At 34.1% G+C, this 14,235-nt stretch carries 13 protein-coding genes; 7 read left to right on the top strand and 6 right to left on the bottom strand.

What is annotated here, in order from left to right:
* The first annotated feature begins 127 nt into the window (after window positions 1–127).
* Complete coding sequence (locus ACN0TY_RS12185; RefSeq protein ID WP_417444726.1) at window positions 128–928, top strand: EcsC family protein; 801 nt, start codon at window positions 128–130, stop codon at window positions 926–928.
* 269 nt (window positions 929–1,197) lie between these two features.
* Entirely contained in the window at window positions 1,198–3,108 is a 1,911-nt protein-coding gene (acs, locus tag ACN0TY_RS12180; RefSeq protein ID WP_417444725.1) for an acetate--CoA ligase, read from the top strand.
* A 219-nt stretch (window positions 3,109–3,327) separates the two neighbouring features.
* Here the strand turns inward: acs and ACN0TY_RS12175 are convergent, their stop codons facing one another.
* Window positions 3,328–3,741, bottom strand: coding sequence for a hypothetical protein (locus ACN0TY_RS12175; protein ID WP_417444724.1), 414 nt, complete (start codon window positions 3,739–3,741; stop codon window positions 3,328–3,330).
* Window positions 3,742–3,934: 193 nt separating this feature from the next.
* Complete coding sequence (locus ACN0TY_RS12170; RefSeq protein WP_417444723.1) at window positions 3,935–4,372, bottom strand: hypothetical protein; 438 nt, start codon at window positions 4,370–4,372, stop codon at window positions 3,935–3,937.
* A 328-nt stretch (window positions 4,373–4,700) separates the two neighbouring features.
* Between ACN0TY_RS12170 and ACN0TY_RS12165 the strand changes: the two genes are divergently transcribed.
* The 4 genes from ACN0TY_RS12165 to ACN0TY_RS12150 all read left to right on the top strand — a co-directional run bounded on the left by ACN0TY_RS12165 (window position 4,701) and on the right by ACN0TY_RS12150 (window position 8,632).
* Window positions 4,701–5,489: an SDR family oxidoreductase gene (locus tag ACN0TY_RS12165; RefSeq protein ID WP_417444722.1), complete on the top strand. Its 789-nt coding sequence runs from the start codon at window positions 4,701–4,703 to the stop codon at window positions 5,487–5,489.
* 378 nt (window positions 5,490–5,867) lie between these two features.
* The gene (locus tag ACN0TY_RS12160) at window positions 5,868–6,146 is read left to right on the top strand and encodes a hypothetical protein (protein ID WP_417444721.1); all 279 of its coding nucleotides are present in this window, start codon (window positions 5,868–5,870) and stop codon (window positions 6,144–6,146) included.
* Window positions 6,147–6,233: 87 nt separating this feature from the next.
* On the top strand, window positions 6,234–7,241 hold the full coding sequence (locus tag ACN0TY_RS12155; protein WP_417444720.1) for a type II toxin-antitoxin system antitoxin SocA domain-containing protein: 1,008 nt from the start codon (window positions 6,234–6,236) through the stop codon (window positions 7,239–7,241).
* Window positions 7,242–7,882: 641 nt separating this feature from the next.
* Window positions 7,883–8,632 (top strand): DUF6503 family protein, encoded by a 750-nt coding sequence (locus ACN0TY_RS12150; protein WP_417444719.1) that lies wholly within the window; start codon window positions 7,883–7,885, stop codon window positions 8,630–8,632.
* A 132-nt stretch (window positions 8,633–8,764) separates the two neighbouring features.
* Here the strand turns inward: ACN0TY_RS12150 and ACN0TY_RS12145 are convergent, their stop codons facing one another.
* From ACN0TY_RS12145 to ACN0TY_RS12130, 4 genes are all read right to left on the bottom strand, one after another.
* Window positions 8,765–9,430 carry a PolC-type DNA polymerase III gene (locus ACN0TY_RS12145; RefSeq protein WP_236959315.1) on the bottom strand — a complete coding sequence of 222 codons (666 nt, stop codon included), beginning with the start codon at window positions 9,428–9,430 and terminating at the stop codon, window positions 8,765–8,767.
* Entirely contained in the window at window positions 9,427–11,346 is a 1,920-nt protein-coding gene (locus ACN0TY_RS12140) for a DUF294 nucleotidyltransferase-like domain-containing protein (RefSeq protein WP_417444718.1), read from the bottom strand. Before ACN0TY_RS12140 ends, ACN0TY_RS12145 begins: the two co-directional genes overlap by 4 nt.
* A gap of 89 nt (window positions 11,347–11,435) precedes the next feature.
* On the bottom strand, window positions 11,436–12,005 hold the full coding sequence (locus tag ACN0TY_RS12135; RefSeq protein ID WP_417444717.1) for an NUDIX hydrolase: 570 nt from the start codon (window positions 12,003–12,005) through the stop codon (window positions 11,436–11,438).
* A 22-nt stretch (window positions 12,006–12,027) separates the two neighbouring features.
* Window positions 12,028–13,116: a M42 family metallopeptidase gene (locus ACN0TY_RS12130; protein WP_236959318.1), complete on the bottom strand. Its 1,089-nt coding sequence runs from the start codon at window positions 13,114–13,116 to the stop codon at window positions 12,028–12,030.
* Between the two features lie 104 nt (window positions 13,117–13,220).
* On the opposite strand from ACN0TY_RS12130, the gene ACN0TY_RS12125 reads away from it, so the two are divergent.
* On the top strand, window positions 13,221–13,940 hold the full coding sequence (locus tag ACN0TY_RS12125) for a DUF4294 domain-containing protein (protein ID WP_236959319.1): 720 nt from the start codon (window positions 13,221–13,223) through the stop codon (window positions 13,938–13,940).
* The last annotated feature ends 295 nt before the right edge of the window (window positions 13,941–14,235 follow it).

Below are 14,235 nucleotides of genomic sequence, written 5' to 3'. Positions count from 1 at the left end.
AGGCTTTTTTATGTTTTTCTTAAAACCTATTTTCTCTTGAATCGTTATCTTTGATAGAGAGAGGAATAGAAATGGAGAGATGTGCAATTGAAGTTAGTAATTCCTTTAATTAGAAAAGAAAGAAAATATGAAGCTGAAAGAAATAGATCGCGAAGAATTATACAAGGCAATGCTTATATTAGAAAATCCAGGTATTGCAGCTAAGATCACCAATTTTATAGGTACTCCAATTGAAAAAAGTATAGAACTATTACCAGAAAACTGGAGAGATAAAGTAGGAGAGATTACAAAAACAGCTTTGCTAAAAGCTACCGATGCCGCAGTTCTCACCTTAAAAGATAATAATAAGAATAGATCTTCTAATATGTTGCATAAAATAGGAGTAGCCTTTTCTGGGGGAGTAGGTGGTTTTTTTGGATTACCAGCATTGGCTATAGAACTTCCTGTTTCCACCACTTTAATGTTACGATCTATAGCAGATATAGCAAGGGCAGAAGGAGAATCTATAAATGATCCAGATACAAAGTTAGCCTGTATTGAGGTCTTTGCACTCGGTGGGAGAGGAGCTGCAGACGATGCCGTAGAAAGTGGGTACTTTACGGTAAGAGCAGCCTTAGCAAAATCGGTTTCGGAGGCAGCAGAATTTGCAGCCACCAAAGTATTAACAGACGAAGGAGCACCGGTATTAATACGACTCATATCTAATATTGCAGAACGTTTTAGCGTTCAAGTAACCGAAAAAGCAGCAGCACAATCCATTCCAGCAATTGGAGCCGCTGGGGGAGCAATATTAAATACAATCTTTATAGATCACTTCCAAGATATGGCAAAAGGTCACTTTATAATCCGAAGATTAGAAAATCAATATGGAAAAGACCTTATTAAAAGTACCTATGATGACATGCTTAAAAGGAGTCTAGTAGCCTAAAAAGGCAATTATTATTTTCAGAAGCTATAAAAAATCTCCCGTTTTTTCGTCTAACAACGATTTTCACACTACAAACACCAAAAAAATCCAAACAAACGGACAAATTATAGGATTTTCAGAAGCAATTGAATATAGTTGACGGTTAGAGTGGTTTGTGTTGAATATCAATGTTTTGCTATGCTTATTGCGTATTTTCTTTAATACTGACTGTGATATTTCTAACGTTTTCGCTTTAGGTATTTTGCATAAAAATAATTACTTTAGTCACCATGAGTAATTACCACATCAAACACTTAGAAGAGTATTTTCAAGTTTACCGAAAGTCAGTTCGCGATCCAGAGAGTTTCTGGGGCGAAGTAGCTGAAGAGCACTTTGTATGGCGAAAAAAATGGAATAATGTTTTAGAATGGGACTTCACCAAACCCGAAATTAAGTGGTTCGAAGGAGCTAAACTAAACATAACAGAAAACTGTATCGACAGGCATCTTCGCGTTCGCGGGGATAAAACAGCCATTGTTTGGGAGCCCAACGATCCAAAAGAGGAAGCATTACATATCACCTATAAAGATTTGCACGAGCGCGTTTGTAAATTCGCCAATGTATTAAAATCAAAAGGAGTCCAAAAAGGAGACCGTGTATGTATTTACCTTCCTATGATTCCAGAACTAGCCATTTCCGTATTGGCATGTGCTAGAATAGGAGCGATCCACTCCGTAGTTTTCGCAGGATTTTCATCCACAGCATTGGCAACAAGAATCAACGATTCCGACTGTAAAATGCTAATCACCTCCGATGGTTCTTTCCGTGGGAGCAAATCTATAGACCTAAAAGGTATTGTAGATGAAGCTTTAGATAAATGCAATAGTATAGAATCTGTATTGGTAGCCAAAAGAACAGGAGCAGATATCCATATGGAAGAAAACCGAGACGAATGGTTACAGCCATTATTAGACGCCGCAGATAGTAATTGTGAGCCCGAAATAATGGATGCCGAAGATCCACTTTTTATATTATATACCTCAGGATCTACAGGGACACCAAAGGGAATGGTGCATACCACGGGAGGATATATGGTGTATACGGCCTATACTTTTAAAAATATATTCCAATATCAAGAAAACGATGTCTATTGGTGTACCGCAGATATCGGTTGGATTACTGGCCATAGTTACATTGTTTATGGTCCACTAGCCAATGGTGCTACTACAGTGATGTTCGAGGGAGTACCTTCATATCCAGATTACGGTCGCTTTTGGGAAGTTATAGAAAAGCACAAAGTAAATCAGTTTTATACGGCGCCAACAGCAATCCGTGCTTTGGCAAAAGAGAAATTGGATTTTGTAACCGAGCACGATTTATCTTCTTTAAAAGTTTTGGGTTCCGTTGGAGAACCTATAAACGAAGAAGCTTGGCACTGGTATAACGATAACGTTGGGAAATCACAGTGTCCAATTGTAGATACTTGGTGGCAAACGGAAACAGGAGGAATTATGATCTCTCCAATTCCATATACCACCCCAACAATTCCAACCTATGCAACACTTCCATTACCAGGAATCCAACCAGCATTAATGGACGAGAATGGGAAGGAAATTAAAGGAAATCGTGTGAGTGGACGTATGTGTATTAAATTCCCGTGGCCATCTATTGCAAGAACCATTTGGGGAAATCACAAACGTTATAAAGAAACATATTTCTCGGCATTTGAGAACATGTATTTCACTGGAGATGGGGCGCTAAGAGATGCTGTAGGTTATTATAGAATTACGGGGCGTGTAGACGATGTAGTTATTGTTTCCGGCCATAATCTAGGAACTGCGCCTATAGAAGATGCCATTAACGAGCATCCAGCAGTTGCAGAATCTGCCATTGTAGGTTTCCCACATGAGGTGAAAGGTAATGCACTTTATGGATTTGTAATCCTTAAAGAAGTAGGAGAAACTAGAGACCGTAACAATCTAAGGAACGAGATTAATCAGCAGATTACAGAACATATTGGGCCAATTGCAAAGCTAGATAAGATTCAATTTGTAAGCGGACTCCCAAAAACGCGTAGTGGTAAAATTATGCGTAGGATTTTACGTAAGATAGCATCCAACGATTTATCAAATCTAGGAGACATCAGTACGTTGTTAAATCCAGATGTTGTGGACGAAATTATAAAAGAGAAATTAGATTAGGAGCCCAATAGCACGCTGTAAAAAGCCAATGCTTTTGCCCGCTCTCGCTCATACACGGTATCCGCTCCATCGGGGCTAGCAGCCAAAGTATGGGTGTAAAATAATGCCCCCCAAAGATTTTAATCTTTGGGGGGGCCTATTTATAACTTAATGCTGTTTGCAAATAAGGAAAAATTAGTTAGAAGGTATTAGTGAATACTTGTTTTTTGCAGTAGCAAATTATTTATAATCATATTTATTACGCCAAACATTTTCTCCTTTAAAAAAATCAAGTAGTATTTCTGTCATTTGGTCTACTGTTTTTATCGGTTTTACCATTATAATATGGTTTTCGTTTGTTACGAATCCAGAAGCTAATCCATCTTCTACTAAACTTCCACTCACATGTAATGCTTTAAAAGTATTATCACCCTCGTCTTCCAATTGCACAATATGAAAATTATTCCAATTAATTGAATCCATTGTGCTTATAATTATTTTTGATGTTACTTTTTTAGATATCGTTTTTATATTTTCTCCATATTTATTAGAGACAATAAGTTTTAAATTTCGTTTTGAATTTAAATTCATCAAAGCAGCTGATCCAATTAATGTTATAATTCCAATTATTATGTAGATATAAATTCTCTTCATTTGAGATAAGTTTGACTTATGATAAGTTGGCTTGGCATTAGCAATGAATTATACATATTCTTAGCTATCGTTTTTTTGCATATAGCTTGTCCTCTATAAGTGCCAAATTAAATACTTGTCGGACTTTCTAAATATACATAAACATTTAGGTTAGGCATCTGTTAGCTATGTTTATACATCGTATTGGCGGTAGTTATTCCTGCACTTTAATTTCAAAATTATATTTGGTATTCAATTCCTCAAAATGTGACATTAGGTCATTTAATTCTGATATAGTTTCATTTTCAATCCTATTTTTGTCTTGATAATATTGTTCGTCACATATAATTGGGTCATAATAAGCTTGAGCTTCCATATTTGAGGCTCCAAATGGATATCCTTTTGGGATTTCTCGTTTATACCTTTTTATATTATAAAACTTCTTCTTAAATATAGTTTCAAAAAGTTCTTTTTTTGTAATCACTATTTTGATAGTCAGATTTTTATGCCTGTTGAAATAATTACGAATTCTATTATCAAAATCGAGTAAACAATCTTTTTTATTATCAAATAAATTCAATGATTTTAAGATATCAAGCTTAAAATCATCAATTCCATTATTTGCTTTTATTTTGAGTTTTTTTATATCCAAATTTTTAGAGAGTCATAAATACTACCAATCATCAAACAAACGCGCTCACGTTCATTCCTCCCTCAAATATAAGCATTCAATAAATAAGCTTTTTACGGAAATCCGTAATCAGAAGAAAATAGAGAGACTAGAAATTAGAATAAAGAGAAAAGAATCTTAAAAGCAAATTCGCAACTTCACGATTTTGCAAATTCGCAGTTTTACACTTTAAAAAAGTATAGCTAGAAATAGGGGGAGCAGCAATTAGATTAGCTAAACCTTAATATTTCATTAACCCATTTTTAAGTCTACCTTTTTTAATTTTAAGCAATCGTAAAAAATATAAATAATGGAAAATAAAGTTATTGTGATTACAGGCGCAGCAATGGGCCTGGGTTATGCAGCAGCAGAAATATTAGGCGAGAAGAAGGCTAATTTAGTATTAGTAGATTATAATGAAGAGGCATTAGAGGAGTCTGCGAATAAATTAAAAAAATTATATCCTGAAATAAAAGTACTAACCGTAAAAGCGGATGTTTCGAAAGAAGAGCAGGTTAAAAATTATGTAGATGCCACAGTAAAAGAGTTTGGTAGAATAGATGGTTTTTATAACAACGCTGGTATTGAAGGTAAGCAAGCTTTATTGGCTGAATATGATTTAGAAGTATTTAAAAAGGTAATAGATATAAACTTAATGGGTGTTTATTACGGATTGCGGTATGTTATTCCTGTGATGCAAAAACAAAAATATGGCCGAATTGTAAATGTATCTTCCGTTGGAGGAATTAGAGGTGTTTTAAACCAAACGCCATATGTGGCTAGTAAACACGCGGTTTCTGGAATGACAAAAAATGCGGCCTTAGAATATGGTAAAGATGGAATATTAACGAATGCTATTGCTCCTGGAGCGATTTTAACTCCCATGGTAGCTGAATCATTTAAGCAAGTAAATTTAGATAATCCAAAAGCAGCAGAAGAGGCCTTTGCCAAAAATAACCCTACAAAATCTCTTGGTGATCCAAAAGATGTGGCCGAATTAGTTGCCTTTTTAATTAGTGATAAAAACGGATATATAAGCGGTCAAACTATTGCTATAGATGGCGGAGAGTCTAATATGTATGGTAATTCTGAAAATTAAATAATAATTCAGCAGTCATAAAATATTATTATAACTGTTAGCCCCCAAAGAGTAATCCAAATAGGAACTCTTTGGGGGTTAATAATATCTAATGGAACTAATATTCCTGTAAAGCGGTTAAATAGGAAAGGATATTTTAGTTGAACCGAATACTGTAAGCGATAAGTTTCATTATCGAACTGCCCAGATATGAGACCCGTTTGTTCATGATGTGAGGGGTGTACTCTGTTAATTAATAGGGGAGACATCTACTCGGTTGGTAAATTGATTTTCATTTTAAAGTTGTTTAATCGTATTAATAGCGTTTAAAATAACACTTTAAAGTTGTTTTATGTAGATTTAAGTTTATCTTTGCAAAGAATTTAACACGCTAGTATTGTGGATAAGTTAACTATAAAATCTTTTTTGCAAGAACTTAAGGCGGTTATAAAGTCTCTCGGCATAATCTTCTCCAATCGTCCTAAAAATAGTATTCAGAATCTTGCAGATTTAAGTATTACCGCTAAAATGCGTGAAGAAATAATTTTGAATTTAGAAGTAGAGGACTATAGTGCAGGTCCTTTAGAAGAAACTCAACAAGGTGGAACAGAAATGTGGGTTTTCGGAAAGGTAATTAAAGGTCAACAGGTTTATATTAAATTGACTATTTCAAAATGACAGGAACAGCAGTATGTATATCTTTTCATAAGGCAGAATGTCCTATGGAATTTCCTCTGAAAAACCTAAGCTAAAAAACAAACAATTATGAAAAGTCCAATCACAGGTAAGGAAATGACCTTACAAATTGAAAAGAGTATTTTGGTTTTTAGAAAAGAAAAATTTGAATATAATCACAAAAGTTATTTATGTGAAGATAGTGGTGAGTCATTTACGACCACAGAGTTAGACGAATTTAATTTAAATCAAGTATATAATCAATATAGAGATAAACATAATATTCCATTTCCAGATGAAATAATTAATTTGAGAAATACTTATGGTTTGTCAGCAGGAATGATGTCTCGTATATTAGGGTTTGGAATAAATAGTTATAGGAATTATGAAAAAGGTGAAGTTCCAAGTTTAGCTAATAGTAAGTTAATAAGTTCGGTTTTAAATAGTATAGATAATTTTAAATACCAAGTCGATTTAAATAACGATTTAAATGATGAAGAGAAAATTAAAGCTCTTAAAAAAATAGAAGTAGTAAAAGGTAATTATAGAGAAAATAAGGATGATAAAAAATATGTAAATATTTTATTTGAAGATAAACTTCCAAGTAATTTTTCTGGTTATAGAAAACCAAATATGGAAAAAATGTCAAATATGATTTTATTTTTTGCTGAGAAATTGAACCCTACAGAAACAAAAATGAATAAGCTACTGTTTTATTCTGATTTTCTTAATTTTAAGAATACTGCATATTCAATAAGTGGCGCGAATTATATGGCACATAATTATGGACCTGTTCCAGTAAGGTATGGTGGTATTTTTGATTATGCTTCTAATAAAGATTATGTTTTTATGAAAATGGAGGATTATGGAAATGGGTATTTGGGAAAATGTTTTTATAAGTCTAACAACAAAGATTTTAATTCAGATTTATTTAGTTCTGAAGAAATAGAATCATTAAATACAATTGTTCGTATTTTTAAAGGTTGTAATGCAACTCAAATAATGGAAAAAAGTCATGAAGAAAAAGCATGGCTTGACAATGAGGAAAGTAAAGGATTAATAGATTATAATTATTCTTTTGAGTTAATTCACGTTTGATTTAGGGTATGTGGTCAATCATCAAACAAACGCACTCATGTTTATTCCTCCCTCAAATATAAGCATTCAATAAATAAGCCTTTTACGGAAATCCGTAATCAGAAAGAAAAAAGCAAATTTGCAAATTCGCGATTTTGCAAATTCGCAGTTTCATTAATCAAAAACCTCACTCGATACGTTAAAGATCATTCCATATACGTGGTGCCACCTATCTGGATACGTTCCTGATATATATTTATACGTGGCATAACGTATCGAGACACGTTCGGAACCCCAAATTATACGTGGTGGTACGTATCTGGATACGTCCAGGACGTCAAATTATACGTTGCATGACGTATCGAGATAGGTATAAAATGGCTTCGTATGGGTGTTAAACGTATCCAGATGCATCTGGAAGCCCTATAAATAGGTATGCTAGCGTATCTGAAGGGATCTTTTACCCCTCGAGATGGGTTTTATACGTATCAGTACAGGTATAGGAAGGGGAAAACGGCATAAAAACCCGGGTTAGTGTATAAAAAAGTGAAAGTATAGATAGGTAGATTGGTAAACAATCATTTAAATACTTTCAATATTTTTCAATCATCCCTGTAATGATGTAGAATTTCTTTCGTCAAACATTTTAAATCTAATCATTCATGAAAAAAATAACTACATTATTAATTATCGCTATTGTATTAGTAGCATGTTCAACAGAAAAGAAAAAGGAAGTAGCAACTGTAAACCTCGATCAATACCCAGAGGAGTTAGTAAAAGTATTTAACGCGCACGGGGGGATCGATAATTGGAATAAGCAGCAAACGCTTACTTTTAAAAAGGGTGACGAAGAGCATACGATTGATCTTAAAGCGAGAAAATCTTTAATTGAAGCACCAAAATATACTATCGGTTACGATGGGAAAGAGCCGTGGGTTGTAAAAGAGGACAGTACTTCTTTTAAAGGGGATCCTGGTTTTTACCATAATTTGTATTTCTATTTTTATGCGATGCCTTTTGTTTTATCTGACGATGGAATTAATTATAGCGAAGCAAAACCAATTACAGTGGATGGGAAATCGTATCCTGGAGTGAAAATATCTTTTAATGATGGGGTAGGAGCTTCTTCAAAAGATAATTACTATATCTATTATAATAAAGATTCACACCAAATGGAGTGGTTGGGGTATACTGTTACATACCACGATAATAAAGCAAAAGATGAAACATCGATTATTAAATATAACGACTGGCAAACGGTAGATGGGATCAAATTGCCAAAGGAGTTAATATGGTACAAAAAAGACTCTTTAGGGGCTATTGTTGCTCCTAGAGACAGAAAGCCATTAATTTTTACGGATGCTACACTAAGTACAGAAGCTTTGGATGCTACTACATTCGAAAAGAAATAAAAAGGAGTCTACTAAAAAACGTTAGATAGATTTAAATACAAACTAGGAATAACGCGTTACAAACCAGCCTATTCCTAGTTTGTTTTTCTGATAGTTATTTTAATATTTATAAGGATATAAAATGACTATAATTTATCTGACTTTGAACAGATCTTTAAGTTTTCCTCTATCCTTTTTATTCAACTTAGTCAATGTTTTTAGAAAGGATATCGCGGTAATCATTGCGTCCCCAGCTGCGGTATGCCTATCTTTTACAGAGATATTTAAGTTTTCAGCAAGATCATCTAAACTATAATGTTTTTCTTTATCAATTAAATTAGAAGTAATTCTTGTTGCACGATACAATACCATCGTATCCAATACCTTATTCTTTAATTTTGGGAGACCTAGTCTCTTTAAACTTTGGTTGAGCATCCCAATATCAAAATTAGCATGGTGGGCTACCAATACGGCATTTTCTATGTAGGCTAAGAATTTTATAATCGCTTCTTCTTCCGTTAAAGCATATGCAGCATCATTCTTTATAATTCCGTGTATTTTTACCGTTTCAGGATTAAATTTCTCCTGATGGATATAAATCTCTAAGGCATCTGTAATGGCAATGGTATTGTCTTTTAAAGTTACCGCTCCAATGCATAATATCCTGTCCTTCTCAAAATCAAAACCCGTAGTTTCAGTATCTAGAATAACAAAAGTATTCTCGTCGATATATTCAGGGAGTTTCTCCTGAAATTTCTCCTCGTAGCGTTTCCAATAATCAGGATAATTCTCCGATTTCTTTTTAAATAACGAGATCATATAAAAGAAGAAATTTTAAAACGTAACTTAATAAGTTCTTGGACATCGCTAATAGATTTAAAAGATCGCTTTAGTTTAATCTTTTCCTCTTTAGTTAGCGTATTTAGTGCTATAAACCTACCTGTGTCATTATGTAATAACCCTTGTTTTGTTCTGAATTTAAGTAGTGCTTTTGCTGTATATGAACACGAAAGATAGAGCTCTCTATTATGTGGTTCTAATTCTGCTAGCTTCTCAAAGCGTTCTGCAGTATTGTTAATATTTTTTATTTTATGCTGAAGTATTAAAACCCTTCCGGCATCTGTAATTGGCATGATAGCCCTGTTTTTAAGGTCAAAAAAGTCTTTGTGTTCTCCATTTGCTTCAACCAAAAACTGTCTGAAGAATCCTAATGGAGAGGGACTTCTTAACGAGCTAGATGCTAATGCTGTTATAAATAGCTGATTGTTTTCGCTAGATTTGAATATAGCATCCGATAACTGATTCGTTAAATTGGAGTCGCCATAAGAGATATCGAAATCAAAAAATATGGAACATAAAAGGATCTCATCGTTTCCGGGGTCTGTCATCCAGCTTTCAAATTGCTTTTTCCATTCTCCTAAAGATAACGTCCAATTAGGATTGCGAGCCATCATATCTGCTGGGCAATACTCATACCCTATATTATTTAATCCTTTGTTTACAATCTTGGCAAGCGCAATAAAATATGCTTTCGTTTCTTCGAGCTTCTCTTTAGGAACGTCTTCAAAAACAATAGCATTGTCTTGATCTGTATGTAAAAGCTGCTCTTTTCGCCCTTGGCTTCCTAAAGACATCCACGCGAATTTTACAGGCGGTGGGGTGCCTAGCTTATCGATACTTCTTTCAATAACTCTTTTTATAGTAGCATCGTTCAGCTCAAACATAATCCTAGAAACATGAGTCATCGGGATATTCTGCTGTACATATCCATTTAATAGATGCATAATTCTCCCCCGAATTGCTCTCAGCGTTTTAGTTTTATTGGCTCTCTTTAAAGCCTTCATCAATGCCGCAGGATTGTTACCCTGACTTACAATAATATCGTGTTCCGATACAATTCCGAGAACCTTACTATTTGGTGTGCCGTCTTTAGTAATACAAATATGACTTATTTTATGCTTCATCATAGCCACCTGAGCCTGCGCAATGGTTAGTCCTTTTTGGTAGCAGATTACTGGAGACGACATTATTTTTTCAACCTCAATATCTATTGGATACTTCCCAACGGCAATAGTATTTCTGATATCTTTATCGGTAACCACTCCAATGGGGAGGTCGTTCTCTATAACTAATATAGAACCCACATTTTTTGCTGACATTAATTTAGCAACCTCAGAAACTGTTGTTGTTCTTTTACTGCTGATGATATTTTTTACATACCGCACCGGCTGAAGCTCATATAACTCCGGAGGCATTTCTGGTTGCGCTTCACCTTCTGTAAATAGTTTCCCACGGTGTTCTCGAGAATATGGGTTTCTGGTATTGGAGGCGAAACTTTCAATAAGAAACTGACCAACAAGATAATTCCGCTTTATAATCGGTAGAAAAGAAGTAATAGGAATAGCATATAAAATAGATTCCTCTTCTGTAATGGCACTAATCATATAGTTTTCCTTAGCAAAAAGAGGTCTTAATCCAAACACATCACCTTCATCACATTTATCAAGCGTTTCCATCTTTTCGCTCTCCTTTCGGATAATTGCAACCGCTCCTTTATGCACCACATAGAATTGTGAATGCCCAGGCTCATCCTGAGAAAAAATAGCAGTTCCCTTTTGCTTATAGATAACCTTAACTTCCATAGCAATTTCTAATAATTGATGAGGCTTTAGTAAATCAAAAGGAGGAAAACGTTTTAAAAAATCTGCAACACGTTCTGCAATCGTATTTTTCATGTATATATTATATTGTGGGCAATGGCTCACTTAATTGTAAGCATAACAAATTTAACGAAAAAGCCTCTGAAATTTCAGAGGCTTTTAAATTATGTTGTTTTTCTTCGGATGGCAGAAAACACCAAGTCTAGGTATTCGGGTTCTAAAGGAACGTAATCTTTCATAAGGGTGTAATTCTTCAACGCTTCTAGATACATATTTATAGTTACCAGTTTTATTTCTGCTACTTCACTTTCTTGAATCTTCAACGTTTCTATAGGTTGTTTTAATTCAACTAAAAAAATATGGTGAAACTCGCAATCGATTACATCTTTACTATGAACAACCGATGAACGATGAACACCAATCTTATCCAAGTCCTTTTCAGAAATTGAAAGTCCAATCTCCTCTTTAACTTCTCGGATAGCAGAAGCTTCTGGAGTCTCCCCAGCAGAAATATGCCCTGCCACAGAAACATCCCACTTATTAGGAAACGTTTTCTTATCGGCAACTCTTTTCTGAATAAGTACTTTTCCATCCTGTGTGTACACCCAAATATGAGCAGTAGGGTGGAAGAGTCCCTTTTTATGAGCCTCCGATTTTAAAAGCACCTTTCCGGTGGCATTTCCTTGGCTATCTAATATGTCTACAAGCTCATCCAAACGTTTGTGTTTTATCAATTAAAAAAACTAAAGGATATTATTAGTCGAAATAACTAAAAGTCTCATTCTCCTTAATTTTCATAAGCGACTCATAAATTAATTCAATAACATTCTCAACGTCATCTTTATGAACAGTTTCTACCGTTGTATGCATATAACGCAGCGGTAAAGAAATTAATGCAGAAGCAACACCACCATTACTGTAAGCAAAAGCATCTGTATCTGTACCTGTAAATCTAGAAGCAGCCATGCGTTGGAAAGGAATTTCCTTTTCTTCGGCAGTTTCTATAATTAATTCACGTAGTTTATTTTGAACAGCAGGAGCGTAAGAAATAACAGGACCTTTACCAATTTCAGTATGTCCCTGCTTCTTCTTGTCGATCATAGGAGTTGTTGTGTCATGGCAAACGTCTGTAACAATAGCAACATTCGGCTTAATTGTTTGCGTAATCATTTCCGCACCACGTAAACCAATCTCTTCCTGTACAGAATTAGTAATATAAAGTCCAAAAGGAAGTTTTACTTTGTTTTCGTGTAATAAACGAGCAACTTCAGCAATCATAAAACCACCAGCTCTATTATCGATTGCACGGCAAACAAACTTATCTTCATTTAAAATAAAGAACTCGTCAGGATATGTTATAACACATCCAACATGAACTCCCATTTTTTCTACCTCTTCTTTATCTTTTGCTCCTATATCTATAAATATATTGTCTAGTTTAGGAGTCTCTTCATTGTCATTCTTTCTTGTGTGGATTGCAGGCCAACCAAAAACACCCTTTACAATTCCCTTTTTAGTATGAATGTTTACTACTTTAGAAGGTGCAATTTGATGGTCACTACCTCCATTTCTTATAACATATATAAGACCGTTGTCTGTAATGTAGTTTACATACCAAGAGATTTCATCAGAATGCCCTTCAATAACAACTTTATATTCAGCTTCAGGATTAATAACTCCTACGGCAGTACCATAAGTGTCGGTGATAAAAGTATCTACATATGGTTTTAAATACTCCATCCATATTTTTTGACCTTCCCATTCGTAACCAGTAGGGGAGGCATTATTTAGATATTTCTCTAAAAAAGTAATCGATTTCTCGTTGATAATATTCTTTTTCGCCATAAATCATTTATTTTAAGTTTACGAAAATACTAATATTCATATACATTTAATAAGTGTGGCAAAACTAATTTACTATTTTTGAATGCAATATATAATAGGTGTAATTGAGACATATAATATACATAGTAATTTTCTTGCATACGCTTTTGGTTTCTTCACAAGTTAAAGAGATGGATACGTTGGGAGTTTCTAAAAAAGATTCTCTAGAAGCGCAGTATTATTTCTTTGATGGGGATTCTATTCCAAGAGATATGATTGAGCTAGATCCAGTTATTGTATTTCAAAAACTTCGGTTTTCTTCTTATAAGGATAAAGTACGATACTATATATTAAAGAGAAAAACATTAAAAGTGTATCCATATGCTAAATTGGCTGCTGATAGACTTACGGAACTTACGGAGCGTCTAGATAAAATAGAATCTAAATCTAAGCGACGAAAGTATACCAAAATTATACAACGTTATATTGAAGATGAGTTTTCTGCTGAATTAAAAAAGCTTACTAGAACTGAAGGACAGATATTGGTGAAGCTTATACATAGGCAAACAGGAATTACTGCTTTCGATCTAGTAAAAGAACTTCGAAGTGGATGGAGAGCATTTTGGTACAATACAACAGCTAGTATGTTTGATATTGATATTAAAATAGAATACCAACCAGGAACCGTACATGAAGATTATCTCATTGAAGATATTTTGCAACGTGCTTTTGCTGATGGGAAACTAGAAAAACAAGAATCTGCTCTCGATTTTGACTACATGGAGCTCACAAATAAGTGGAAAGCATCTAATAATAAGGTGTCTTTTAAGCCTAAAACCAAGTAGAAAATATATAACGCTCTCATTTATAAATAAATAGTTGTGTGGTTCATTTTTTTTATTTAAATTAGCTACCCTTTCTTTTTAAAATACGGTTGCAAATTGTGTAGACTATTAAGATGATAAAGAGGGATTGTATTATTAATCTTGTTGTCTTAAATGAAGGAGAAGATATGTAGTAGTATTTATTTTTATTTCAAATAGGCTGTAAATCAGCCGTTAAGAAATACTTTCAAAAAAAGGGCATAAAAAGCTTGGAAATAGGATTAATAATTATCTATATTTGCACCCGCTTAGGGAA

Source organism: Joostella sp. (assembly GCF_048266025.1).
Classification (GTDB): domain Bacteria; phylum Bacteroidota; class Bacteroidia; order Flavobacteriales; family Flavobacteriaceae; genus Galbibacter; species Galbibacter atrarenae.
Note: the sequence above shows the minus strand (reverse complement) of the source record. Positions and strands in the feature narration are given on the sequence as shown.